The sequence below is a fragment of the Azospirillum humicireducens genome (assembly GCF_001639105.2).
GTDB lineage: Bacteria > Pseudomonadota > Alphaproteobacteria > Azospirillales > Azospirillaceae > Azospirillum > Azospirillum humicireducens.
This window is the reverse complement of sequence record NZ_CP028903.1, coordinates 296,622-319,997: the sequence shown is the minus strand read 5'-3', so window position 1 is coordinate 319,997 and position 23,376 is coordinate 296,622. Positions and strand designations below refer to the sequence as shown.

14 protein-coding genes and 4 pseudogenes are annotated in these 23,376 nt (G+C 66.0%); 12 read left to right on the top strand and 6 right to left on the bottom strand.

The window, feature by feature from the left end:
* Nucleotides 1-285: 285 nt before the first annotated feature.
* From A6A40_RS19240 to A6A40_RS19215, 6 genes are all read left to right on the top strand, one after another.
* Complete coding sequence (locus A6A40_RS19240) at nucleotides 286-2,271, top strand: TonB-dependent siderophore receptor (RefSeq protein WP_236783897.1); 1,986 nt, start codon at nucleotides 286-288, stop codon at nucleotides 2,269-2,271.
* Between the two features lie 11 nt (nucleotides 2,272-2,282).
* Nucleotides 2,283-3,449, top strand: a complete 1,167-nt coding sequence (locus tag A6A40_RS19235; RefSeq protein WP_108547510.1) for an ABC transporter substrate-binding protein — start codon at nucleotides 2,283-2,285, stop codon at nucleotides 3,447-3,449.
* Entirely contained in the window at nucleotides 3,446-4,513 is a 1,068-nt protein-coding gene (locus tag A6A40_RS19230) for a FecCD family ABC transporter permease (protein WP_108547509.1), read from the top strand. The genes A6A40_RS19235 and A6A40_RS19230 overlap by 4 nt, the downstream gene beginning before the upstream one ends.
* A complete protein-coding gene (locus A6A40_RS19225; RefSeq protein ID WP_108547508.1) occupies nucleotides 4,510-5,298 on the top strand; it encodes an ABC transporter ATP-binding protein in 789 nt (262 codons plus the stop codon). Before A6A40_RS19230 ends, A6A40_RS19225 begins: the two co-directional genes overlap by 4 nt.
* 98 nt (nucleotides 5,299-5,396) lie before the next feature.
* On the top strand, nucleotides 5,397-7,130 hold the full coding sequence (locus tag A6A40_RS19220; RefSeq protein ID WP_236783896.1) for an ABC transporter ATP-binding protein: 1,734 nt from the start codon (nucleotides 5,397-5,399) through the stop codon (nucleotides 7,128-7,130).
* Entirely contained in the window at nucleotides 7,127-8,956 is a 1,830-nt protein-coding gene (locus A6A40_RS19215; protein ID WP_108547506.1) for an ABC transporter ATP-binding protein, read from the top strand. The genes A6A40_RS19220 and A6A40_RS19215 overlap by 4 nt, the downstream gene beginning before the upstream one ends.
* 10 nt (nucleotides 8,957-8,966) lie before the next feature.
* Here A6A40_RS19215 and A6A40_RS31525 read toward each other — a convergent pair.
* The 5 genes and pseudogenes from A6A40_RS31525 to A6A40_RS19190 all read right to left on the bottom strand — a co-directional run.
* Nucleotides 8,967-9,122, bottom strand: a pseudogene (locus A6A40_RS31525) (IS6 family transposase); the annotation flags it as partial.
* 130 nt (nucleotides 9,123-9,252) lie between these two features.
* The gene (locus A6A40_RS19205; protein WP_108547505.1) at nucleotides 9,253-11,007 is read right to left on the bottom strand and encodes an ABC transporter ATP-binding protein/permease; all 1,755 of its coding nucleotides are present in this window, start codon (nucleotides 11,005-11,007) and stop codon (nucleotides 9,253-9,255) included.
* 64 nt (nucleotides 11,008-11,071) lie between these two features.
* The gene (locus A6A40_RS19200; RefSeq protein ID WP_108547504.1) at nucleotides 11,072-13,528 is read right to left on the bottom strand and encodes a TonB-dependent siderophore receptor; all 2,457 of its coding nucleotides are present in this window, start codon (nucleotides 13,526-13,528) and stop codon (nucleotides 11,072-11,074) included.
* A 109-nt stretch (nucleotides 13,529-13,637) separates the two neighbouring features.
* Nucleotides 13,638-14,654, bottom strand: coding sequence for a FecR family protein (locus A6A40_RS19195; RefSeq protein WP_158279320.1), 1,017 nt, complete (start codon nucleotides 14,652-14,654; stop codon nucleotides 13,638-13,640).
* Nucleotides 14,647-15,150 carry an RNA polymerase sigma factor gene (locus A6A40_RS19190; protein ID WP_158279319.1) on the bottom strand — a complete coding sequence of 168 codons (504 nt, stop codon included), beginning with the start codon at nucleotides 15,148-15,150 and terminating at the stop codon, nucleotides 14,647-14,649. Before A6A40_RS19190 ends, A6A40_RS19195 begins: the two co-directional genes overlap by 8 nt.
* Nucleotides 15,151-15,474: 324 nt before the next feature.
* Between A6A40_RS19190 and A6A40_RS19185 the strand changes: the two are divergent.
* A pseudogene (locus A6A40_RS19185) lies at nucleotides 15,475-16,242 on the top strand (IS6 family transposase).
* A 291-nt stretch (nucleotides 16,243-16,533) separates the two neighbouring features.
* Here A6A40_RS19185 and A6A40_RS19175 read toward each other — a convergent pair.
* Complete coding sequence (locus A6A40_RS19175) at nucleotides 16,534-17,424, bottom strand: LysR family transcriptional regulator (protein ID WP_108547501.1); 891 nt, start codon at nucleotides 17,422-17,424, stop codon at nucleotides 16,534-16,536.
* A gap of 102 nt (nucleotides 17,425-17,526) precedes the next feature.
* On the opposite strand from A6A40_RS19175, the gene A6A40_RS19170 reads away from it, so the two are divergent.
* The 5 genes and pseudogenes from A6A40_RS19170 to A6A40_RS31510 form a co-directional block, all read left to right on the top strand.
* Nucleotides 17,527-18,042, top strand: a complete 516-nt coding sequence (locus A6A40_RS19170; RefSeq protein WP_108547500.1) for an SRPBCC family protein — start codon at nucleotides 17,527-17,529, stop codon at nucleotides 18,040-18,042.
* Nucleotides 18,014-19,002: pseudogene (locus tag A6A40_RS32440) on the top strand (NAD(P)-dependent oxidoreductase); the annotation flags it as partial. The gene A6A40_RS19170 and the pseudogene A6A40_RS32440, both read left to right, overlap by 29 nt.
* 236 nt (nucleotides 19,003-19,238) lie before the next feature.
* Nucleotides 19,239-20,525: an efflux RND transporter periplasmic adaptor subunit gene (locus tag A6A40_RS19160; protein WP_146191591.1), complete on the top strand. Its 1,287-nt coding sequence runs from the start codon at nucleotides 19,239-19,241 to the stop codon at nucleotides 20,523-20,525.
* Between the two features lie 10 nt (nucleotides 20,526-20,535).
* Nucleotides 20,536-21,559, top strand: a pseudogene (locus A6A40_RS31515) (efflux RND transporter permease subunit); the annotation flags it as partial.
* Nucleotide 21,560: 1 nt separating this feature from the next.
* On the top strand, nucleotides 21,561-23,370 hold a 1,810-nt coding region (locus A6A40_RS31510; RefSeq protein WP_236783895.1), incomplete at its 5' end, for an efflux RND transporter permease subunit.
* Between the last annotated feature and the right edge of the window lie 6 nt (nucleotides 23,371-23,376).

Genomic DNA, 23,376 nt, shown 5'->3' with positions numbered 1-23,376 from the left:
CGATGTTGCCCGAAGGCGCCGGGAAGGCTTTCCATATGGCAACTGATTTTCATTCGCAAGTTGGGGAGAGGCAGTTTGCCCAGAAGCAGGCGCAAGCATCGTCTGGAGGCCCATGTCGCCGGTTCGGTCGCGATCCTTATGATCGCGGCGATCCCGTCGGCTGTTTCGGCGCAGACGGAAACGCGGAATGATCAATCGTCAACCCGGCAAAGCGGCGACGATGCGACTTCGCTTCCAACGATTTCGGTTTCTGGCGAACAGCCCGATGGGGCCGTCACGGGCTATGTGGCGAACCGGAGCAGTACGGCCAGCAAGACCGGGGCTTCCATTCTCGAAACGCCGCAATCCGTCAGCGTCATCGGACGCGAGGAACTGTCCGACCGCGCCGTTCAGTCGACGACCCAGGCGCTCGGTTATGTGCCGGGCGTCTTCGCTTCGACCGCGGCGGTGTCCCAACGCTACGACAGCTTCACGATCCGCGGCTTCGATGCGACGTTGAGCGGCATCCTCCTGGACGGCCTGAGGTCGACGACGGCGCAATCCTATGTGCGCTACGAGCCGTACGGCATGGAGCGCATCGAGGTTCTGAACGGTCCCAACGGCTTCCTGTACGGAGCGGGGTCGCCGGGCGGCGTGGTCAACATGATCAACAAGCGCCCCACGGAAGAGACGCTGCGCGAAGTCGGCATCCAGTACGGCAGCGACAACCGCCTGCAGGGACAGTTCGATTTCTCCGGTGCGGCAACCGACGACAAGACGCTGCTCTACAGGATCGTCGGCGTCGGCCGGAAGGCCGACACGCAATTCGATCACGTCCCCGACAATACGGGCTACATCGCCCCGTCCTTCACCTGGCGGCCCGATGCCGACACCACGTTGACGGTCCTCGGCTCCTACAGCCGCAACGAATTCGGACCGCCGCGCCCGATGGTGCCGATCAACGGCACGCTGCTGGCCAACCGCAACGGAAAGATTCCCTGGAACACCTATCTCGATGGCAAGGATCTGGACAATCACATGATCCAGGCCAGCATCGGCTACATCCTCGACCATCGGATCAATGGCGTCTGGTCGCTTCATTCCGGCAGCCGCTACAGCTACACCGATCTCTACACCCAGACGCTGTCCGGCCTGAGCCTCGCCGCCGACATGCGCACGCTCAATCGCGCCGCCTACGAATTCGACATCAAAGGCAACATCTTCTCGACCGACAATTACGCCAAGGCCGACTGGCAGGCGGGGCCTGTCCGCGCCACGTCGGTCTTCGGCCTTTCCTGGCGCAGGACGGGCGAGGACTATTATCTGAACGCCGGCCGTGCCGCCGGCATCGATATCTACAATCCGACCTACAGCGCGGCCCTCGGCACGCTGTCGCCCTTCACAAAGACCTATCAGAGCGCCGATGAGATCGGTCTCTACAGCGCGCACAGCCTGACCTTCGCCGACCGCGTCGTGCTCGACCTCGCCGGGCGGCAGGACTGGGCTTCGGTCGATACCAAGAACAAGCTCAATGGCACCAGCACGTCGCAGAAGGATCAGGACTTCACCTATCGCGTCGGCCTGAGCTACCTCACCGACATCGGTGTCGCCCCCTATGTCAGCTACGCCACCTCCTTCAGCCCGATCCTCGGCACCGATTTCTACGGCGAAGCCTACAAGCCGACCACCGGCAAGCAGGTCGAGGCCGGCGTGAAGGTCCAGCCGACGGGGTGGGACGCCCTGTTCACGGCGGCCTGGTTCCATCTGGTGCAGACCAATGTGCGGACGACGGATCCCAACAATTCGCTGAACTCGATCCAGACCGGCGAAGTGACCTCCAAGGGGGCCGAACTGTCGGCGGTCGCCAACCTCACCGCGTCCATGAAGCTGCGGGCGAGCTACACCTACATCGACAGCGAGACCACCAGCACGACGGTCGCCGCCGCGCGCGGCAAGGCGCCGACCGGGCAGCCCAAGCATATGGCCTCTCTCTGGGGCGACTATACGATCCAGGACGGGCCGCTGGCCGGGTTTGGGTTCGGCTCCGGTCTGCGCTATGTCGGATCGACCTATGCCGATACCGCCAACACCATCAAGGTTCCGGAATTCACGCTTGTCGATGCCGCTGTCCATTACGACCTGGGCGCGCTGAAGCCGGCGCTGAAGGGGGCGAAACTCGCCGTCAACGCCACCAATCTGTTCGACAAGCACTATTACTCGACCTGCTCCGCGACGTCCTGCAATCAGGGATACGGGCGATCGGTTCTGACCACTCTCAGCTACCGCTGGTAAGGACGCCAACGATGCCGACTTTCTCCCATTTTCCCGGCGGAGCGGATGCGGTTCGCCGGATCGCGCGCCGGGCACTCCTCCTGCTGGCTCTCCTGGCGGTCTGGCTGCCTGGCGCCGGCAGTGAGCAGGCGCTGGCCGCCGGCCAGTCCGGAATCGTCGTGACGGACATGCTCGGCCGCAAGGTCACGCTGCCGTCGCCAGCCAAAAGGATCGTCCTTCCGGAAGGGCGGCATGTCCTGACCCTCGGTCTCCTCGACAAGGATCCCCTGTCCTTCGTCGTCGCCTGGGGCAACGATTTCAAGCGCTATTCCCCCGCAACGTTCGAGGTGCTGCGCACGCGCTTCCCCAAGGCGGACAGCATACCCGACGTCGGCGGCACGACGGCCGGTTCCTTCTCGATGGAGGCGACCATCGCCGCCAGGCCCGATCTCGTGATCTTCACGCTTTACGGCCCGCCGCCGGATGGGCTCGACAGGCTCGATGCCGCCGGAATTCCCTATGTCTTCGTCGATTTCTTCCAGAAGCCGCTGACCAACATCGTTCCGAGCATGCGGATGCTGGGCGCGCTGCTCGACCGCGAACGGGAAGCGGAAAGTTTCATCGCCTATTATGAGAGCCACATGGCCGCCGTCGCCGCGCGTCTGGCGAAGACCGGCGGACCGAAACAGGTGTTCTTTCATCTGAATCCCGATGGCAAGGATTGCTGCTACACCTCCGGTCCCGGCAACATGAGCGACTTCATCGCCGCCGCGGGTGGTCATAACATCGGCGCCGACATCGTTCCGGGCGCCATCGGCAAGATCAGTCTCGAATATCTGCTGACGCACGCCCCGGACTTCTATCTGGCCGGCGGCGGCTCCGCCGTGGCGCTCAACGGCTTGAAGGTCGGTCCCGGCGTGACTCCCGATGCCGCGCGTCAGACGATGGCGACCATTCTGAAGGCTCCGGGCATCGCCAAGCTGGCGGCGGTCGAGAACGGTCGCGCTGGCGGGGTCTGGCTGTTCTTCTTCGACACGCCCCTGTTCTTCGTCGGCGTCGAGAAGATCGCGGCGATGCTGCACCCGGCCGCCTTCGCCGATCTCGACCCCGACAGGACGATGGCCGAGATCAACCGGACCCTGCTGGCCTTCCCGCTGGAAGGCACCTTCTGGGTCGATGCGAAGAGTGCCGCCAGATGAGCGGACTCGGAGCCGGCGAAGCGATATCGAGGGCCGGGATCGCCGCCCAGTATTCGGACGGCATGAAACGGCGGTCGGTCCGCATCGCCGTTCTGGCGGTTCTGATGCTTGCCGGCCTGTTGGCGGACCTGATGACGGGTCCGGCCGGTCTGTCCCTGCGGGATATCCTGGACGGATTGTTCGGTGCCGGCGGAGACCAGGGGCTGCCCGCGGTCATCATGTGGCAGATCCGTCTGCCGGCGGCGGTGCTGGCGGTGCTGGTCGGTGCCTGCCTGGCGCTGGCCGGCGCGGAAATGCAGACGATCCTGCACAACCCGTTGGCCAGCCCGTTCACGCTGGGCATTTCCTCTGCGGCCGCGTTCGGCGCCGCCCTGGCCATCGTGCTCGGCATCGCCGTTCCATTCGTGCCGCCGGTGCTGGCGGTGCCGGTCAACGCCTTTCTCTTCGCCATCGGATCGGTGATGCTGATCCAGGCCCTTGCGGCCATGGGACAGGGGGCGATGCCGCTGGTGCTGTTCGGGATCGTTCTGGTCTTCGGCTTCAACGCGCTGGTCGCCGTCATACAGTTCGTAGCGCCGGCGGACTCGCTGCAGCATCTGGTCTTCTGGACCATGGGAAGCCTGAACCGCGCCGACGGCACCTCCGTCTCCGTGCTGGCCCTGGTTCTCGCCGGCGCCATCCCGTTCTCGATGCGCGCGGCGTGGTCGCTGACCCTGCTGGCGCTGGGCGAGGAGCGGGCGCAGAGCCTCGGGGTCGATCCGCGATGGCTGCGGGTCGGCTGCCTGTTGCGGGCGAGCCTGCTGTCGGCGGTCGCGGTGGCCTTCGCCGGCACCATCGGCTTCGTGGGGCTGGTCGGTCCGCACATCGCGCGGCTGCTGGTCGGGGAGGATCATCGCTTCTTCCTGCCGGCGTCGATGCTCGCCGGCGCGGTGGTCATGTCGTTTTCGAGCATCGCCTCCAAGACACTCCTGCCCGGCGTGCTGCTGCCGATCGGAATCGTCACGTCCCTGGTGGGGCTGCCCTGCTTCGTCGCGCTGCTGCTGGGGGGACGGGGGCTGCGATGACCGACAATCCCGCGAAAGGACCTTTGGATGTGCAGGGGCTGACCGTCCGCTACGGCAGGACCGTCATTTTCAACGACGTCGACCTTCCCACGATCCAGCCGGGCGAGGTCAGCGTCTTCGCCGGTCCCAACGGCGCCGGCAAATCGACCCTGCTGCGCGCCCTTGCAGGCATGATCCGGGCGTCGGGAGAGATCCTCTATGACGGCCGCAACCTGCTGGACCTGACCGCGCGCAGGCGGGCGGAACTGGTCGGCTTCATGCCGCAATCCATCGCCGCAACCAATGGGCTGACGGTGCTCGACAGCGTCCTGGCCTCGTTGCGGCTGTTCTCGCCCGGCATCTCCGCCCAGCGCAGCCAGGACGCCGCCCTGTCGGCATTGGAGCGGATCGGCATCCTGCATCTGGCGATGCGGCCGCTGGGGCAGCTGTCGGGTGGTCAGCGGCAATTGGCCAGTCTTGCCCAGTCGCTGGTCCGCAAGCCGCAGATCCTGCTTCTGGACGAACCGACGAGCGCCCTCGATCTGCGCCATCAGGTCGAGGTGATGTCGGTGATGAAGTCCGTGGCGCGGGAAGGCCGCATCGTCATCGTGGTTCTGCACGATCTTTCCCTGGCGGCGAACTGGGCGGACCAGCTGATCTTCCTGCATGACGGGCGCGTCGCCGATGCCGGAACGCCGGCAGATGTGCTGACGTCCGACCTGTTGCGAAGCGTCTATCGCGTCAGCGCCCGCGTCGGCCGGGCGGCGGGCGGCGGGGCTTATCTCGCGGTGGACGGCTTGGCCTGATACCGCCGGTCATCGAGGATGGCCGCCGGTGTCCGCGCCGGACCGATGCGTCTGCAACCGGAAAGTCTCGTTGCGATCATTCTGAAGGGATGTCCCGAATGCCGGGGTTAGCATTGGCCGTCGGCGGCTCCGTCCGCCGGCGCATCGCGGTGAGCGTCGTCATCGGCCTTGCCGTCACCGCATGCTATGGTCTTCAGGGCGGACTTCTGGCGCTGCTGCTCGCGCATGCGGTCGGCGGCGCTCCCGACCCGCAAGTCATGGCCCCGCATGTCATGCCTTTGCTCCTGGCACTGGTCGCTGTCCTGCTGGCGCGTGCGCTGTTGCTGTGGGGAGCGGAGATCGCCGCCCAGGCGACGGCGCGCACGGTGAAGGAGACGCTGCGCGGCCGGCTGCTGCGGCACCTGTTCGATCTCGGTCCGGGCGTCACGCTTCGCCGGCGGACCGGCGAGCTTCAGGCGATCCTGGTCGGCGGCGTCGAGGCGCTGGAAACCTATCACAGCCGCTATCTGCCGGCTGTTTGGAACGCCGCTCTCGGATGCTGCGGCATTCTCGCCGCCATCGCCGCCGTCGATTGGCCTTCAGCCGCCCTGCTGTGCCTGTTCGTCGGCGGCTTTCCTGTACTCGACCGACTGTGGTTGCGGTGGCGGATGCCGCGGACCTCCGGAATCTTCGCGGCTCTGGGTGCGCTCGGCGCCTATCTGCTCGACAGCCTCCAGGGCATCGTCACGGTGAAGGCTTTCGGCGCCTCGGCACGACGGCGGGCGGTGCTGGCGGACCATGCGGCGGCGTTGCGGCGGGAATCGATGACCACCCTGGCGGTCACCCTGATGCGAACCGGCCTGACGGGCCTGGTCATGCTGTCGGGTATGGCGCTCGTTCTCTCGGCAGGCGCATGGCGTGTATCGTCCGGCACGCTCGATCCCTTCGCGATGCTGGTCACGCTTTTCCTGGCGCGGGAGGCGTTCCGGCCGCTCGAACGTCTGGAGCGCGAGTTCCACAGCGCCTGGGCGGTCGGCGGAGCCGTCGCCCCGATCATGGAATTCCTGGCGATGGAACCGCCGGTGCGCGAAGCGAACCGGCCGCTGCCGGCACCGCCCACCCACGACATCCGGTTCGAGGATGTCCGCTTCAGCTATGCGGGCGGGGGAGCGCCGTCGCTCGATGCCGTATCCTTCCATGTCGGGGCACGGGAACATGTCGCGCTGGTCGGACCCTCGGGAGCGGGCAAGTCCACCGTCGTCGCCCTGCTGCTGCGCCTCTTCGATCCGGACGCCGGTACGATCCGCATCGGCGGAACCGACATCCGCTCCTTGCCGCTGGAGACGCTGCGCTCGCTCATCAGCGTCGTTTCGCAGGATACGGTGCTGTTCGAGGGCACGGTCGCCGACAATCTCAAACTGGCGAAACCCGACGCGACGGATGAGGAGATCCGGGCCGCGGCCCAGGCCGCTCACATCGACAGCCTCATCGAAAGCCTGCCGCTCGGCTATGCGACCCGGATCGGGGAGCGGGGAGCGACGCTGTCCGGCGGTCAGCGTCAGCGCATCGCCATCGCACGCGCGCTTCTCAAGAACGCGCCGATCCTGATCCTGGACGAGGCCACCTCCAGCGTCGATCCCGCAAGCGAGCAGGCGATCCGGGAGGCGCTCGCCAGGAGTTCCGGCCGGCGCACCACCCTGGTCATCGCCCATCGGCTGTCAGCCGTCGCCGATGCGGACCGGATCCTCGTCTTCGACGGTGGCCGGCTGGTCGAAGACGGCGCGCGTCCCGATCTCGAACGGAGCGGCGGCGTCTATGCCCGGCTTGCCGCGCTTCAGGGAGAAGCCGCATGATTGCCGGGATCTGTTCCGGATCGGTGGCGAAACGGCGGGCCACCGGCATTCTCGGGCTGCTGCCGCTGCTGAAGGGCCGCCGCCGGCTGCTGGCCCTGACGATGCTGTCCGGTGTCCTCGCCCAGGGCGGCACGCTCGCCAGCATGGCCTGCGGCGCCTGGCTGGTCGGCCGGGCGGTGACGGAGGCCGCGCTGCCCGACCCCCTTCCCGGCTTTGGAGTTTCCGGCTTCTGGCTGTTCGGCTTCGTGGTCGTGGCCGCCGCAGGGGCGCGCTGGTGGCAGGCCTACATTTCGCACGCCCTGGCCTTCGCGCTGATCGAGACCTTGCAGATCGGCATTTATGACGGACTGGAAAGGGCGGCTCCGGATTCCGTTCTCGGGCGGCAGACGGGCGAACTCGCGGCCATCGCCACCAGCGACGCCGAGTTGATGGAGCATTTCTACGCCCATACTCTGGCGGACTATGTCGGCGCCCTCCTGGTGCCGCTCGCGGCCCTGGCCGGTCTCTGTGCGATCCACCCGGTCATGGCGGCGGCGCTGTTTCCCTTCCTCGTCCTGGTCGCCAGCGTCCCCTATTGGCTGGCCCGCCGCGCCGGGGAACAGGGCGCGCTGGCGTTGACCGAACTCGGCCGCCTCAATGCCCGGACGGTCGAGATCGTTCAGGGGTTGCGCGAGCTGACGATCTTCGGCCGGGGACGCGACGCCCTGGCCCGGCTGGCGCGGCACGCCGAGCTGCTGTCCGCCGCGCAACGTCGCTATGGATCGCGCGCCGGCCTGGAGTTGGCGATGATCGACGGGTTGACGACGCTCGCGGTGTTGACTGCCGCGCTTGCCGGAAGCGTTCTGGTCGCCGGAGGGGAGTTGGACCGGGCGCTGTTCCCGCTGGTCCTGGTTCTGGCGGGCGGCGCGTTCACCCCCATCGCCGAGGTGACGCAGACGGCGCGCAAGCTGGGCGAACTGCGTGCCGGGGCCGCCCGCGTGCTGGCCATCTTCCACCAGCCGGCGCGGATCGCCGATGATGGCCGCCAGCCCGTTCCGCAGGATGCGACGGTCCGTTTCGAGCATGTCGGCTTCGGGTATGGCAACGGGCGGGGCGACGTGCTGGACGGTTTCGATCTCAGCCTCTCACCCGGCGAGATGGTGGCGCTGGTCGGTCGCTCCGGGGCCGGCAAGAGCACGGCCGCCAATCTGCTGCTGCGTTTCTGGGACGTCGGATCGGGTCGGATCAGCATCGGAGGATGCGACATCCGGACCCTGCCGGTCGACGCTCTGCGCCGGCTCGTCGCCTATGTGCCGCAGGATGTCCACCTGTTCAATGAGACTGTCGCCGACAATCTGAGGCTCGGCGCCCCGGATGCGGCGATGGACGAGGTCGAGCGGGCGGTGCGGTTGGCGCAGGCCGCCGACGTCGTGGCCGGGCTTCCCGAGGGATACCGGACGATGTGTGGCGAGCGCGGCATGCGCCTTTCCGGGGGGCAGCGCCAACGTCTGGCGATTGCCCGAGCGCTGCTGACGCGGGCCCCGATCCTGCTGCTCGACGAAGCCTCCTCCAACCTTGATGCAGAGAACGAGCAGGCTCTTCACAAGGCGTTTGCCACCATAAAGCGGGATCATGCGGTACTGGTCATTGCCCACCGGCCGTCGACCATCCGGCAAGCCGACCGCATCATCGTCCTCGACGCCGGGCGGATCGTCGAGCAGGGGAGGCACGACGAGTTGCTGAGCCTTGGCGGACTGTATGCGGATCTCATGGCTTCCGCCCGCCACAGTCCCGTCGCGAAGCCGGACGGAGAGAATCGAACGGCGCCCCCGCCGGGGTTGCCATGACCGTCAAGGTCACGGTCGAGCAGCTCACCGTGATGCCGCGCGCCGCCAGCAGTTCCTCGACCATCCGCAGGCTGAGCGGAAAGCGCAAGTACAGCAACACCGCCGTTGCGATGATCTCGGCGGGATAGCGGTAGCCGGCGTAACGGGGATCAAGGCGCGTCGTCATGCCGTTCCATACCCCCCACGGTCCGCCTCGGCAACTGGGGGGGCAAAAAGTTGACAGCGCCACTGCTGGTGGCAATTGCTCCATAAGGCCGGATTTGTGCGCCAAAGTCGTCCCACATCACCGTGTCACCTCAGCCGCCGAGAGGGCAGGGCATCGGCTCCCCCACTCCGCATGCTTCCACAAGGAAGGGGCGCAGGTCGATCGATCGATCGAACAGCATGGCCAACCCAAGCTGGTGTGTCACTGCAATAACAAGACTGTCCGGCAGTGTGTCGCGAATCAGCCGGTACATCGCGATGGAGGACTCCTCGTCGAGCTGGCTGGTCGCTTCATCCATCACCACGGTTCCCGGACGGTGCAGCAACAATTGGGCGAAGCCCAATCGCTGACGCTCGCCGCCGGACAGCAGCGTGCTCCATTCGGCATGCCGGTCCAGTTCGGCGCTCAGGCGCGCCAGACCGACCCTGCCAAGCGCCCACGCTATCGCCCGGTCGTCGAACGGCCGTTCCGACGGATAGCTCACGACCGCGCGCAGGCTGTCGTTGGGCAGATAGGAGTGCTGCGGCAGGAACATCGCATCGGTTCCGACCGACAACGTTCCGCTCCGGCAGGGATGCAGACCGGCCATGACACGCAGCAGCGTGGACTTGCCGCAGCCGCTCGGTCCGTCGATCCGCACATGGGCGGGCGCCTCGAACCGGGCGGTGACGGCGGACAGCAATGGCCGTCCCGCCGGGGAAACGATGTCCACCCCGTCGATGCACAGGACAGGCCTTACCGCAAACGGCCGGTCTACAGTTCCGCCCCCGTCACCGGCTCCGGTGCCGTGCCCTGCTGAATGCGATGGGAGGCCCGTCCTTTCCAGGGCATCGTTCAACTGCTGCAGCCGGCGGACCACCGCAGCCCATTCCATGATCCGTCGATAATAGGTCAGCACCCAGCTGAAGCCATCGAGCACGCTGGAGAAGGCGTTCTGGGCCTGCATCATGTCGCCCAAGGTGATGGTTCGCTGCAGGTAGAGGGGCAGGATGGCGACAATCGGGATGAACCAGGCCACCCGCATCTGTGCGGCGGAAAAACACTCGATCCTGAACTCCCGGCCGATCAGGGCATGCCAGTTGCGGCGGATGTCGTCGAACCGGCATGACAGCCTGACCAGCTCCGCCGCCTCGCCGCGGTGGAACGCGATCTGCTCCGACCAGTTCCGCACACCCATCAGCGCAGCACGATAATCGGCCTCCCGCGCCTGCTGGTCGATCTTCAGCGCCAGGAGCCGGTGTCCGACAGCGTGCATGAGCAGGGTGGACACTGCCGAATAGACGACTGCTATCCAGACCAGATAGCCGTCGATCAGGAAGTCGGTGCCGGCGAGTGTGACCGTCTGCGTCCCGGATATCGACCAGAGGATGGCGACGAACGCGCCCAGCCTGGTCACGTTGACCAGAAAGGACCTGAAAAGCTCCAGCGTCAGTTCCGCCAGTAGGGCGATGTCCTCGGCGATCCGCTGGTCGGGATTGTCGGGCTCGTCGCCGAACCGCAGCCGGTAATGGGCATGGCCCCCGAGCCAGCGGCGTTGATGGTCGTCCGTCGCCCAGTCGCGCCAATCGAAGGCCAGCCGTTTCAGAAACCAGTTTCCTGCGGCGATGGCGACGACGGCCAGGGTGAGATACACGGCATAGGCGGCGGCAAGGCCCGGAATGGCGCCGGCATCGAAGGCCGCGAGTGCGTCGTAGAATTCCTTGTTCCAGGCATTGATGGCAACGCTGACCCGGACGAAGCCGAGCGAGCAGGCGACCGTTGCCGCCAGCAGGAGCCACGGTCGCGGGCGGGCCCGCCCGATCCAGAACGGGGCGGCCAGACGCAGAAAGGCACGGAACGTTTTCAAGGCGAGAATCTCCGGTCCCGCCCACGGCTTGCCGGGGCGGGGAGAGGGAGGAGGAGCGGCCGCGTCAGAACTTGTGGGTCAGGGTCAGCGCCGCGTTGCGGGGATCGCCGTAGAAGTTGTTCAGGCCCAGCGTCCTGGTTCTGTTGTTCTCGAAATACCGCTTGTCGAGGATGTTGTTCACGACAAGCTGCAGCATCGTCCGGTCGGTGACGTCGTATTTCAGGCTGGCATCCCAGACCGCATATCCGCCCTGTGCGATGTTGCTGATGCTTCGGGTGCCGCTTTGCATCTGGACCCCGCCGCCGACCGTCCAGCGTCCATCCTGGACGGGCAGCCGATAGGTGGAATGCAGGCGCAGCATGTGCAGGGGAGTATGAGGGCTGAAGGCGGTGCCGGCGCCGTAGGTCGCGGACTCGGTTTCGAGATATTTGCTGCGGTTGAAGGTGTAACCCAGGAACAGGTTCAGGTCGTCGGTGACCGCACCCGACAGTTCGACCTCGAAACCGCGGCTTCGGACCGCGCCCTCGGCGTAATAGGCCGCGGATGCCGTATCGTAGATTGCGCGGTTCTTCTGTTCGATCTGGAACAGGGCGAAGGTGGCGTTGATGCGGTCGCCGAGCAGGGTGGTCTTCACGCCGACCTCGTAATTCTCCCCCTCGACCGGAGGCAGGACGGAGCCGCGGGCATCGACGACGCTCTGAGGTTTGAAGATGTTGGAATAGCTGGCGTAGAGAGTCACCCCGGGCACCGCATCGTAGGTCACGCCCAGATAGGGGATGAACTTGGTGCGCTTCAGATCGCTCTTGTCCACCTCGCCGTCGGGCGATCCCAGATAGGTGACGTAATAGGTGGTGCCGCTGTAGTCGAACCGCGTCAATCGTCCGCCCGCGATCAGGCTGGTATCGTCGAGGATGTTGAACCGCGTGCCCAGATTGACGGCAGCTTCCGACAGCGAATAGTCGTAACGCACATCGTCGTAGATGTTGGAGTCCCAGTTCGGTTCGGCGATCTCGCCGCCGGTGAAGCTGTAGACGTTGTAGCTCGTGCTGTTGCGCAGGCGACGGTAGCGGGAATCGAAATCACCCCGCGTATAGGATGCCGCCGCGAACAGATCGTGGCGTCGCCCGAACAGGTCGTAGCGTCCGGTGAGCTTCGCTTCCACGCTCGACTGCCCGCCGTCATTGTCATAGCGCAGCATGTTGTTGACGCTGGCCAGCCCGTTGGCCGCCACGCCGGCGGCACGTGTCAGTCCGGCAAAGGCGGTAACGGAGTCGAATCTCGTGTGGTTGATCTTGCCTTCGACCGTCCAATTCTCGCCGAGTTCGTGGGAGACCTCCAGAAAGACGTTCCTCTTGCGGGTGTCGAGGCTGTTCCATGCCGCGCCGAGGTAGCGGGAGCGGTCGGAGTCCAGGGCGACACCGCCGGTGGTGAGCGGCAGGCCGTAATAGTCAGGGGTTTCATCGCTGGACTGATGAAGGGCTCCGGCGGTCAGGCGGGTGCCTTTTCCCGCATCCGCCTCGACGACGCCATAAAGCGTCGCGTGCGCCTCGTCCACATTGTTCTTGAAGGACTCCGCCCGCTGGCCGACGCCGATGAACCGCGCCCGGACGGTTCGTTCGGCATTGAGGCTGCCGGAAACGTCGACCGTTTCACGCAGCTTTTCCCAGCTGCCCACGGTGGTGACGCTGCTGGCCTGGAAATCCGCCGTCGGCCGCTTGCGAACGAGGTTGACGGTGCCGCCCGGCTCGCCGGTTCCCTGCATCAGCCCGGACGGACCGCGCACCACCTCGATCCGGTCGTAGATGTCGAGGTCGTTCAGGCCGGGACCGCTGCGGTACGGGTTGATCTGCGCGCCGGGCACGAAGGAATTCATCCCATCCTCCTGCACCTGGTCCATGTAGAAACCACGCGAAAGGAAGCGGTACGAACCGGAATCCCGGATCACATTGATGCCGGTCGTCTTCTTCAGGGCATCCGCGACAGTGGTGGTTCCCTGATCCTTGATCTGTTGGTTGGTGACGACGCTGACGGACTGGGGCGTGTCGCGCGTGTCGAGCGAAAGCCCGGTCGCGGTGGACATGGCGTCCACGGTATAGCGTCCGCTGCCTTCGGTGACGGGACGGGCGCCCTTGACGACGATGGTGTTCAGCGTGGTGGCACCGGACGCCGATCCGGCATTCCGGCCGTCGACGATGGTCACGGTGCCGGCGTTCGTGAAGCGGAACTGCAGGCCGGACCCGGCCAGAAGGGTTTCGAGAGCCTGCGCGACGCTCATCGAACCTTGGACGCGATTGCCGTTGGCTGTCGCGGCGGCGGTATCGGTCAGCACGACATCGATGCCGGTGATGTTGGATATGTCGTTGACGGCGCGCAGAATGCTTTTCGGCGGGATGTCGAAGCTGTAGAGCTTCTCGGTCTGAGCCATGACCCTGCTGTCGATGACGACCGGTTGAAGCGCGACCTGAACCGCCGAGGCGGCGAGCAGAACCAGTGCCCGCCGTCCCCACTTGACCCCCTGCATTCCCTGTCTCCTCTGAGATGGACCGGTCGCAGCCGAGCCCCTGTGCCCGACCCTTCCGACTCCTCATCGCCCGCCGACGGCGCGCACCCTCATCGGATCGCAAAAAAATTTAGGGATGGATCACCACCAGCCGGGAGCCCAGGGTGGTGACGCGGAAATCGACGGATGACCGCAGGGCGGCCAGCGCCTTGTCGGGATTCTCCAGCGCGATGTTTCCGCTGACCCGGCGATCCGCGAGGGCCTTGCCCAGGACGATGATGCGGCCGTCGCGGTAGCGGCCGATCTCGGCGATCACGTCCCCGAGCCTCGCGTCGGTAAAGGACAGGCGTCCGCGCCGCCAGGCGGGCAACGCGTCCGGATCGGCGGGGCGGACCTTCTCCAATCCGTCGGGGCCGTAATCGACCCGCTCGCCCGAATGCAGCAGAACCTCGGCATCGCCGTTACCCTGACGGGAAGACCCAAGAGCGACGGACAGGCGTCCCTCCTCCAGGATCACGGCAACGCGGCCGCCATCGCGCATCGACACCATGAACCGGGTGCCCAGCACCGTCGCCCGGCCGTCCTCGGCTTCCACCGTGAAGGGTGTGGGTGCCGGCCGGACTTCGAAATAGGCCGTGCCGCGCAGCAGGCGGATGTCCCTGCGGTCGTCGGCAAGCGAAATCCGCAAGGCGGAGTCGGCATCCAGAAGGACCCGCGATCCATCGGTCAAGGTGAACTCCCGCCGTTCCGCGCGGGCGGAAACCATGTCGGCTTGAAGATCCTGGATCAGATGGGGCTGTTCCAGCCATAGCCAGCCGCCGCACAGCACCGCCAAAAGGCAGCCAGCCGTCGCGGAGAGGATCCTGGCCGCGCGCGTCCGCCGCCTGTGCTCGCGAACCCTGTTCAACGCCTGGACCAGCGCAGCCCGTTCCGCCGGATCGTCCGGCCGCAACGCACCCACCGCCGACCAGATCGTCGCTATGCGCTCGTAGGCTTCGCGGTGTTCATGCTCGCGAAGCCAGTTCCGAAAATCGCGCCGTTCGACCGGCGACGGCTTGCCGTTCATCCGGGTGAACCAGCCGACCGCCTCACGTTCCATCCGCTCCGGATCACGGTCGGAAGAGCTGCCGGGGCCGTGTTCAGGCATCGCCATCTGAATCCGTCGCTTTGCAGGCCATCAGGGCGCGCGCTATGTCGCGTTCCACCGTGCTGTACGACACCGCCAACGCAACGGCGATCTCCTCGTAGGTGCATTGGTGAAGCCGGTTGAGCAGGAACGCCATCCGGGTGCGCTGCGGCAATCCGTCGAGTGCCGCCTGCAGCTGCCGCAGATCCTGCCGGGCCGCGGCGATGCGGTCCGGTTGGGGCGCCGGCGGGGCGTATTGTTCCTCCACGATCGCATGGGAGAGGCGGGCTCGGCGCCGATCTGCACGGAAATGACCGATTGCCATCAGTTGGGTGGCACGGACGAAATAGCCGGGCGTCAGCACCAGATGATCCTTCGCCCTTTCCCAGATGGCGGCGAAAACATTATGCACCACGTCAGGCGCATCGGACGGTCCGACATTGCGTGTGGCAAGGCGCTCCAGACTCCCCCGTTCGGCGGCATAAATCTCTTCGAACTTCTTACGATCGATGCCCACGCCCGGCCACCTGCGGGAAAATATCTGTGAATGATTATCATTTACAGCCGAGGCGGGGCCGCATCAACCGCTAAATCCACCGTCTGCCGGCTCTGTACATCCTCCTGAGAAGTTTGCTGTCAATCGGCTTGAGATAGGAGGCTTTTCCAAGTTTTGTGTGACCAAGCAGAGGTTGAGCGGGCGGAGTTGAATAGCCGATGGCACGCGCAATCTCTTTCGCGGGGCAGGATTGCCATATGGAAGGAAACCTCCTTCATCATGGGGCTCTGTTGCAAAGTTGGCCAGCACGCGTCGGAACGGCTGGACGTTGGAGGGAGCCAAACCGTGTCGGACTTCAAGGGTCGCCATTTCGAGGGGGAGATCGTGCTGTGGGCGGTGCGCTGGTACTGCCGGTACGGGATCAGCTACCGTGACCTCGAGCAGATGATGGCCGAGCGTGGCGTCACGGTCGACCACACCACCATCTAGCGTTGGGTCCAGAAGTATGCCCCCGAGATCGAGAAACAGCTGCGCTGGCAGTGGCGCTGCCCACGATCGACCAGTTGGCGGGTCGATGAAACCTATGTGAAGGTCGCTGGCAAGTGGGCCTATCTGTACTGGGCCGTCGGCAAGCATGGCAACACCATCGACTTCTACCTTTCGCCCACGCGGAGTAGCGCGGATGCCAAGCGTTTCCTCGGCAAGGCGCTGAACGGCCTGAAGGATTGGGAGAAGCCGATGGTCATCAACACCGACAAGGCGCCCACCTATGGGCCTGCCCTAGCGGAGCTGAAGGCCAAGGGCAAATGTCCCGAGGAGACGGAACATCGGCAGGTCAAGTACCTGAACAATGTCGTCGAGGCCGACCACGGCAAGTTGAAGCAGCTGATTCGGCCGGTGCGGGGCTTCAAGACCCTGAAGACGGCTTATGCGACGATCAAGGGATTCGAGGTGATGCGTGCGCTCCGCAAAGGGCAGGCGGCCGCCTTCAACCTGACCCGCGACATGCACGGCGAGGCACGCCTTGTCGAGCGCGCCTTCAACGTCGGCCCCTGCGTGCTCGCCGAAGCCGTTCAGCTCGTCAACCAGCAGCTCGAACTCCAGGCCGTGTAGCCTCCGGCAGTGATGCCGGTCGTCATTATCACGCGCCTAAAGGAAGAGTTTGCAACAGAGCCCGCGGGCCGACCGGGCCGCGGTGGAGCTGCTGTCCGCCTTCGGCGTGTCGACTGTTCACGAGGCGAAGAACTGGCCGGACAGGGCGTCTTCGGACCGAAGGGCGGTGACGGCTTCGCAACATCCGAGGATTGGCGCGTCGAGGCCGACCGCATCCTTGCTCATCGCCGATCGTGACGGTTCGGAAGAGCGGCTTGCGGCCACCCAAGGGCGGATCTCCATGGTGGGGGATCAGACGCAGTTTGCAAGCCGCTCGCGAATCCATTTCTGGGCGGGATCGCTCTGCAGACGCGCATGCCAGACCAGGATCTTGGCAAAGCCCGGAATAGGAAGCGGCGGCGGCAGGACCAGCAAATCCCGCACGTCCGCCAGGAGCCGGCTGGGAACCATCGCCACAAGATCGGAGTTCCGCACGAGGTCGATCAGGATGAGGAAGCTTGGCACCACGGCGACCACCCGGCGGCTTCGCCCGACCGCCTCGAGAGCGACATCGGTCGCTCCACGGAATCTGGTTCCGTCATGGGACATCAGTGCGTGGTCGAGCGCGCAAAACCGGTCGATGTCCAGCGGTGCGTCGCCGGCGGGGTGCCCCCGGCGCAGGATGCACATGTAGGTTTCGCTGAACAGCATCCGGCTGTGCATCGTGTCGAGCGCCATGTCCGGCGTGACCAGCGCCATGTCGAGCTTGCCGCTCTCCATCTGTTGGCCGAAGCCGGACAGGTCGACCGGGCGGATGGAAACCCGGATGCCGGGCGCCTCCCGGCGCAGGGCCGACATCAACGGCAGCAACACCGCCTTCTGTGCATAATCGGTGGCGGCAATGGTGACGGTCATCGCCGCCCTGGCCGGTACGAAGGCTTCCGGGGCCAGAAGCGCATGAATGTCGATCAGTGCCTGCCGCAAGGGCACGGCGAGCGCTTCTGCCCTCGGCGTCGGCAGGACGCCGCGCTGGCAGCGGATGAACAGCGGATCGTCGAAGGTTTCCCTGAGCCGCGTCAACATTCCGCTGACCGCCGGCTGCGTCAGGCCGAGCCGTTCGGCCGCCTTCGTAACGGAGCGGGTGTCCAGCAGCGCATCGAGCGCCTTCAACAGATTGAGGTCGACGCCCCTGATATCGCTCATGTCTATGTCTGAAATCAGATTTGCAGATTTTCCTTATAACAGCTTTCCGGCCATTCTCCCAGCGTTCGCTGCCGCCAATCGGCACACCAACAGGAGATCGGAATGAGCGACATCATCTGGCCAGCGGGATACGTTCCTGGTTTCACCGACAATTATTGTTCCAACGAGGTCATCGTCGCCGGGCTTGCCACCGAAGACATCTGGCCGTTCCTGAACATTCCCGCGCGCTGGCCCGGCTATTACAGGAATTGTGCCGACATCCGCTTCCACGACGGCAAGGGGCCGGAGTTGGAAGCCGGCGTCCGTTTCTTTTTCAGCACCTTCGGCTTTCCGGTCGAAGCCCAGGTCGTCGAACATCTGGCACCGGTCGAAGGGCAGCCGGCGCGGGTGGCCTGGCACGGCTGGGCCGGTGCGAAGGGCGCCGCCGACCGGCTCGACGTTCATCACGCTTGGTTGATTGAGGATCTGTCCGGTGGACGCGTCCGCATCCTCACCCAGGAGACACAGAACGGCGCGCCGGCGCGGGAACTGGCGCGCGCGGTGCCGAACCCGATGATCAACGGCCATCAGGAATGGCTCGACGGGCTGGTTGCCGCCGCACGCGCCGCCAAGGCCTGACGTCCGGAATGGCCGTCCGGACTTGGCCGTCCGGACTTGGCCGTCCGGACTTGGCCGGGCGGTAGAGGAATCTAAAATCGGGGTCCGAACATACATGGCAAGACTTGCTGTATTGGGATTGGGGGCGATGGGCAGCCGCGTCGCGCGCCGACTGCTGGAGGCCGGCCATGATCTGACGGTCTGGAACCGAACAGCATCGGCAGCCGAATTCCTGGCGGCGCGCGGCGCCATCGTTGCATCGACACCGCGCGAGGCGGCACGCGGCGCCGATGCGGTGATCGCGATGGTGCGTGACGACGAGGCATCGGCCGCAATATGGTCCGATGCTGAAACCGGTGCCTTCGGCGGCATGCGGTCGGGGGCGCTCGCGATCGAGAGTTCGACGCTTACACCGGCCCATGTCCGCGCATGGGGGCAAGAGGCCCGTGATCACGGGGTTGCACCCGTTGAAGCCCCGGTATCGGGGTCGAGACCGCAGGCCGACGGTGGGCATCTGCTCTATTTCCTCGGGGGAGAGGCGGAGGATGTCGCATCTGCCGTGCGATTGCTGTTGCCGCTCGGTTCGGCATTTCCGCATGTCGGGGAGCTTGGACATGGCGCGGTCCTCAAGCTCGTAACCAACACTTTTCTGGCCTTGCAGGTCGGCGCCTGGTCCGAACTGCTGCCGATGATGGAACGCCAGCGGATCGACCTGGATGTAGCGATCGATACGCTGGCGATGACGTCGTCCTGGGCTCCGGTTGCCGGCCATCTCGCACTGCTCATGCGCAATGGCAATCACACGCCACAGTTTCCCATCGGTCTGTTCAAGAAGGATCTCGACTATGTCGCTGCATTGGGGGCGGAGCGGACCTTGCCGCTGACGCACGCGCTCAATGCCCGCTTCGCAGCGGCAATCGCGGCGGGATTGGCGGACGAGAACATGAGCGCTCTGGTGACGTTGCAGCGGGCACCTGGCGANATGACAGGTCAGGATCAAGAGCCGCTGGTATGAGTCCGGACCGGAGATGCGATGCCATCCGCGCCGCCCGGGAAGACCATCGGCGGCGCACCGGCAACGCATGCGGGACGGACAGAAAATAGCGCGCAGGGTCCGCCTGTTACAGACCGTTACAGGAAAACCCGTATCGGACATCGCCGGGTTACAGTCAAGTCTTAGCTTTTCCGGAACAGACATTGAGAGTCGCCAGGTTCAAATGGAAGATCTGGAAATTATTGATCAGTCCGACAATCCCGCCAGGAACCGGCCCTTCATCAAGGACCGACGGCTTTCCGCCCGGCCGGGACGATTGCCGGTACTCGGCGTCGGCGCAGCGCTTCTGCTTCTCACCGCCTGCCAGGAAACCGGCACCCAGGCCGGCGGTGCGGCCCAGGGGGCCCCGTCGCCGCCGCCCGGCGTGACCGCGGTGGTCCTGCACCCCCATCCGGTTCCGGTGGTGACGGAATTGCCCGGCCGCGTCACCGCCTTCCAGACCGCCGAGGTGCGGCCGCAGGTCGGCGGCGTGATCCGCGACAGGCTGTTCACCGAAGGGCAGGCGGTGACGGCGGGACAGCCGCTGTACCAGATCGATCCGGCCAGCTACCAGGCGGCGCTCGCCAGCGCGGTCGCCGCCCAGCAGAAGGCGGAGGCGGCGACCGCGTCGGCCCAGTTGACCGTCAACCGCTACCAGCCGCTGGCGAAGGAGAAGGCGGTCAGCCAGCAGGATCTGGACACCGCGGTCGCCACGCTGCGTCAGGGACAGGCCGACGTCGCCGCGGCGAAGGCGAATGTCGAAACCGCGCGCATCAATCTGGAATACACCAAGGTGCGCTCGCCGATCTCCGGCCGCACCGGCCGCTCGTCGGTGACGCCCGGCGCGCTGGTCACCGCCGGACAGACCAGCTCGATGGTCACGGTGACGCAGCTCGACCCCATCTATGTCGATGTAACCCAGCCCAGCTCCTCCCTGCTCGGCCTGCGGCGCGATCTAGCCGCCGGCCGCATCCAGGGAACCGCGGCCGGCCAGGCCGAGGTCCGTCTGGTCCTGGAGGACGGGCGCGAGTACGACCATCCCGGCACGTTGCAGTTCTCCGAGGTGACGGTCGACCAGACCACCAGCTCCGTCACGTTGCGCGCCGTCTTCCCCAACCCGGACGGGCTGCTGATGCCCGGCATGTATGTGCGGGAGAAGCTGCGGCAGGCCACCGACCCCAATGCCTTCCTGGTTCCGCAGCAGGCGGTCTCCCGCGATTCCCGCGGCCGCGCCATCGTTCAGATCGTCAAGGCAGACGGCACCGCCGAGGCGCGGCCGGTGACGGCCGACCGTACGCAGGGCAGTAAATGGGTCGTCACCGACGGCCTGTCCGACGGCGACCGCGTGGTGGTCGAAGGGCTGCAGAAAATTCGCCCCGGCGTGACGCTGGCGGCGACCGACCTCACCGAGGAGCAGTTCGACCAACGCGCGGTGGCGGCCCTGCCGTCCGCCGCCCGGCAGACCCGCTAGGAGACCGGACATGGCCCGTTTCTTCATCGACCGGCCGGTCTTCGCCTGGGTGCTGGCCATCGTGGTCATGCTGGCCGGCCTGCTCGCCCTGCGCACGCTGCCGGTGGCGCAATACCCGTCGGTGGCGCCGCCCGCCATCTCGGTGTCGGCCAGCTATCCCGGCGCGTCGGCCGAAACCGTGCAGAACACCGTCGTCCAACCGATCGAACAGCAGCTGAGCGGCCTCGACAACCTGCTCTACTTCTCGTCCGAATCGAACAAGGATGGCAGCATCACCATCACGCTGAACTTCGCCCAGGGCACCAATCCCGACACCGCCCAGGTGCAGGTGCAGAACAAGGTGACGCTGGCCGAGGCCCGGCTGCCGGAAACGGTGCGCAACCAGGGCATCCGCGTCGCCAAGGCGACCAAGAACTTCCTGATGGTGGTGGGCTTCTATTCCACCGATGGCAAGATGACCTCCAACGACCTGTCGGACTTCATCGCCTCCACCATCCAGGATCCGCTGAGCCGCACCGCCGGCGTCGGCGATTACCAGCTGTTCGGCGCCCAGTACGCCATGCGCATCTGGCTCGATCCCGACAAGCTCGGCAAATACGCGCTGATGCCATCGGACGTGGAAAGTGCCATCAGCGCCCAGAACGTCCAGATCGCCTCGGGCGAACTCGGCGCCCAGCCCTCGCGTCCCGGACAGCAGCTGAACGCCACCGTCATCGGACCGTCCTATCTTCAGACACCGCAGCAGTTCGGTAAGATCCTGCTGAAGGTACAGTCGGATGGGTCGCAGGTCCTGCTGCGCGACGTTGCCACGGTGGAGTTGGGCGGCGAGAATTATTCGATGACCACCGCCTACAACGGCATGCCGGCGGCCGGCATCGCGGTGAAGCTGGCCAGCGGCGCCAACGCGCTGAACACCGCTACGTCGGTGCGCCAGACCATCGAGTCCCTGCGCCCATCCTTCCCGACCGGTGTCGAGGTGACCTATCCCTACGACACCACGCCCTTCGTCCAGCTGTCGATCGAAGAGGTGGTGANGATGGCCTTCTTCGGCGGATCGACCGGCGTGATCTACCGTCAGTTCTCCATCACCATCGCCACCTCGATGCTGCTGTCGGTTGGCGTCGCGGTCATCTTCACGCCGGCTCTGTGTGCAACGCTGCTGAAGCGGCCCGACCATGGCAAGACCTCCCGCGGCTTCGCCGGCTGGTTCAACCGCAACTTCGACCGCGGCAACCGCGTCTACATCCGCGGGCTCGGCGGGGCGCTGAAGCGGCCCGTGCGCTTCCTGCTGGTCTATGGGTTGATCGTGGGCGGGCTGGCGGTCGTGTTCCTGCGCGTCCCGACCTCCTTCCTGCCGGACGAGGACCAGGGCGTGATGTTCATCCAGGTCAGCACCCCGCCCGGCGCCACCGCCGAACGAACCGACCGGGCGCTGGCGCAGGTGCGCGACTATCTGCTGAAGGACGAGGGCGCGCTGGTGAAGTCGGCCTTCACCGTCTCCGGCTTCAATTTCAGCGGCCGCGGCCAGAATTCCGGCATGGCCTTCGTCAGCCTGAAGGACTGGTCGGTCCGTCCCGGCGCGGCCAGCAAGGTGCAGGCGCTGGCCGGCCGCGTCATGGGCCGTTTCGCCGGCTATCAGGACGCGATGATTTTCGCCTTCGCCCCGCCGGCCATCAGCGAGCTGGGCAACGCCACCGGTTTCGATTTCGAGCTGATTGCCCGCAGCGGCGCCAGCCATGAAGAACTGATGGCCGCGCGCAACCAGCTTCTCGGCATGGCGGCGCAGAGTCCGCTGCTGATGGCGGTGCGCCCCAACGGCCTGAACGACGAGGCGCAATACCGGCTGGTCATCGACTGGCCGCATGCCAGGGCGCTGGGGCTGTCGGTCGGCGACGTGACCAGCACGATCTCCTCGGCCTGGGGCCAGAGCTACGTCAACGACTTCCTCGACCGCGGGCGCATCAAGCGCGTCTACATGCAGGGCAATGCCGACTCCCGCGCCGATCCCGGCGACCTTTCGCGCTGGTTCGTCCGCAACTCCAGCGGCTCGATGATCCCGCTGTCGGCCTTCGCCCATGCGGAATGGAGCTACGGCGCGCCAAAGCTGGAACGCTACAACGGCTTCGCTTCGATGGAGATCCTGGGACAGGCCGCTCCCGGCCAGAGCAGCGGCACGGCGATGGCGGAGATGGCGCGCCTCGCCTCGCAGCTGCCACCCGGATTCGGTTTCAGCTGGACCGGCACCTCCTACGAGGAGCAGCAGTCGGGCGCGCAGGCCCCGGCGCTCTACGCCCTGTCACTGCTGGTCGTCTTCCTCTGCCTCGCGGCGCTGTACGAGAGCTGGTCGATCCCGGCGGCGGTGCTGCTGGTGGTGCCGCTCGGCGTGTTCGGCGCGGTGATGGCCACCTGGGGCCGCGGGCTGTCGAACGACGTCTATTTCCAGGTCGGTCTGCTGACCACCATCGGCCTGTCGGCCAAGAACGCCATCCTGATCGTCGAGTTTGCCAAGGAGAGCTTCGACCGCGGCGAAAGCCTGGTGGATGCCGCCATCGGCGCGGCGCGGCAGCGCCTGCGGCCGATCCTGATGACCTCGCTGGCTTTCACGCTGGGCGTGGTGCCCCTCGCCATCGCCAGCGGGGCCGGCTCGGGCGGCCAGAACGCCATCGGCACCGCGGTTGTCGGCGGCACGGTGGCCGCCACGCTGCTGGCCCTCCTCTTCGTTCCGATCTTCTTCGTCGTCGTGCTGAAGCTGTTCCGCGTGAAGCCGTCCCGGCTGGCGCAGTCCGGCGACGCGGCGGCATCCCCTCCAATCGGCCCGGACGCGCTGGCCGACGGCCATCGTTGAGCGGCG

What these genes read in the sequence shown, in the direction of transcription:
- A6A40_RS19235 (WP_108547510.1), top strand. Translation starts at nt 2,283, where the DNA reads ATGCCGACTTTCTCCCATTTTCCCGGCGGAGCGGATGCGGTTCGCCGG.
- A6A40_RS19230 (WP_108547509.1), top strand. Translation starts at nt 3,446, where the DNA reads ATGAGCGGACTCGGAGCCGGCGAAGCGATATCGAGGGCCGGGATCGCC.
- A6A40_RS19225 (WP_108547508.1), top strand. Translation starts at nt 4,510, where the DNA reads ATGACCGACAATCCCGCGAAAGGACCTTTGGATGTGCAGGGGCTGACC.
- A6A40_RS19220 (WP_236783896.1), top strand. Translation starts at nt 5,397, where the DNA reads ATGCCGGGGTTAGCATTGGCCGTCGGCGGCTCCGTCCGCCGGCGCATC.
- A6A40_RS19215 (WP_108547506.1), top strand. Translation starts at nt 7,127, where the DNA reads ATGATTGCCGGGATCTGTTCCGGATCGGTGGCGAAACGGCGGGCCACC.
- A6A40_RS19200 (WP_108547504.1), bottom strand. Translation starts at nt 13,528, where the DNA reads ATGCAGGGGGTCAAGTGGGGACGGCGGGCACTGGTTCTGCTCGCCGCC.
- A6A40_RS19195 (WP_158279320.1), bottom strand. Translation starts at nt 14,654, where the DNA reads ATGCCTGAACACGGCCCCGGCAGCTCTTCCGACCGTGATCCGGAGCGG.
- A6A40_RS19175 (WP_108547501.1), bottom strand. Translation starts at nt 17,424, where the DNA reads ATGAGCGATATCAGGGGCGTCGACCTCAATCTGTTGAAGGCGCTCGAT.
- A6A40_RS19170 (WP_108547500.1), top strand. Translation starts at nt 17,527, where the DNA reads ATGAGCGACATCATCTGGCCAGCGGGATACGTTCCTGGTTTCACCGAC.
- A6A40_RS19160 (WP_146191591.1), top strand. Translation starts at nt 19,239, where the DNA reads ATGGAAGATCTGGAAATTATTGATCAGTCCGACAATCCCGCCAGGAAC.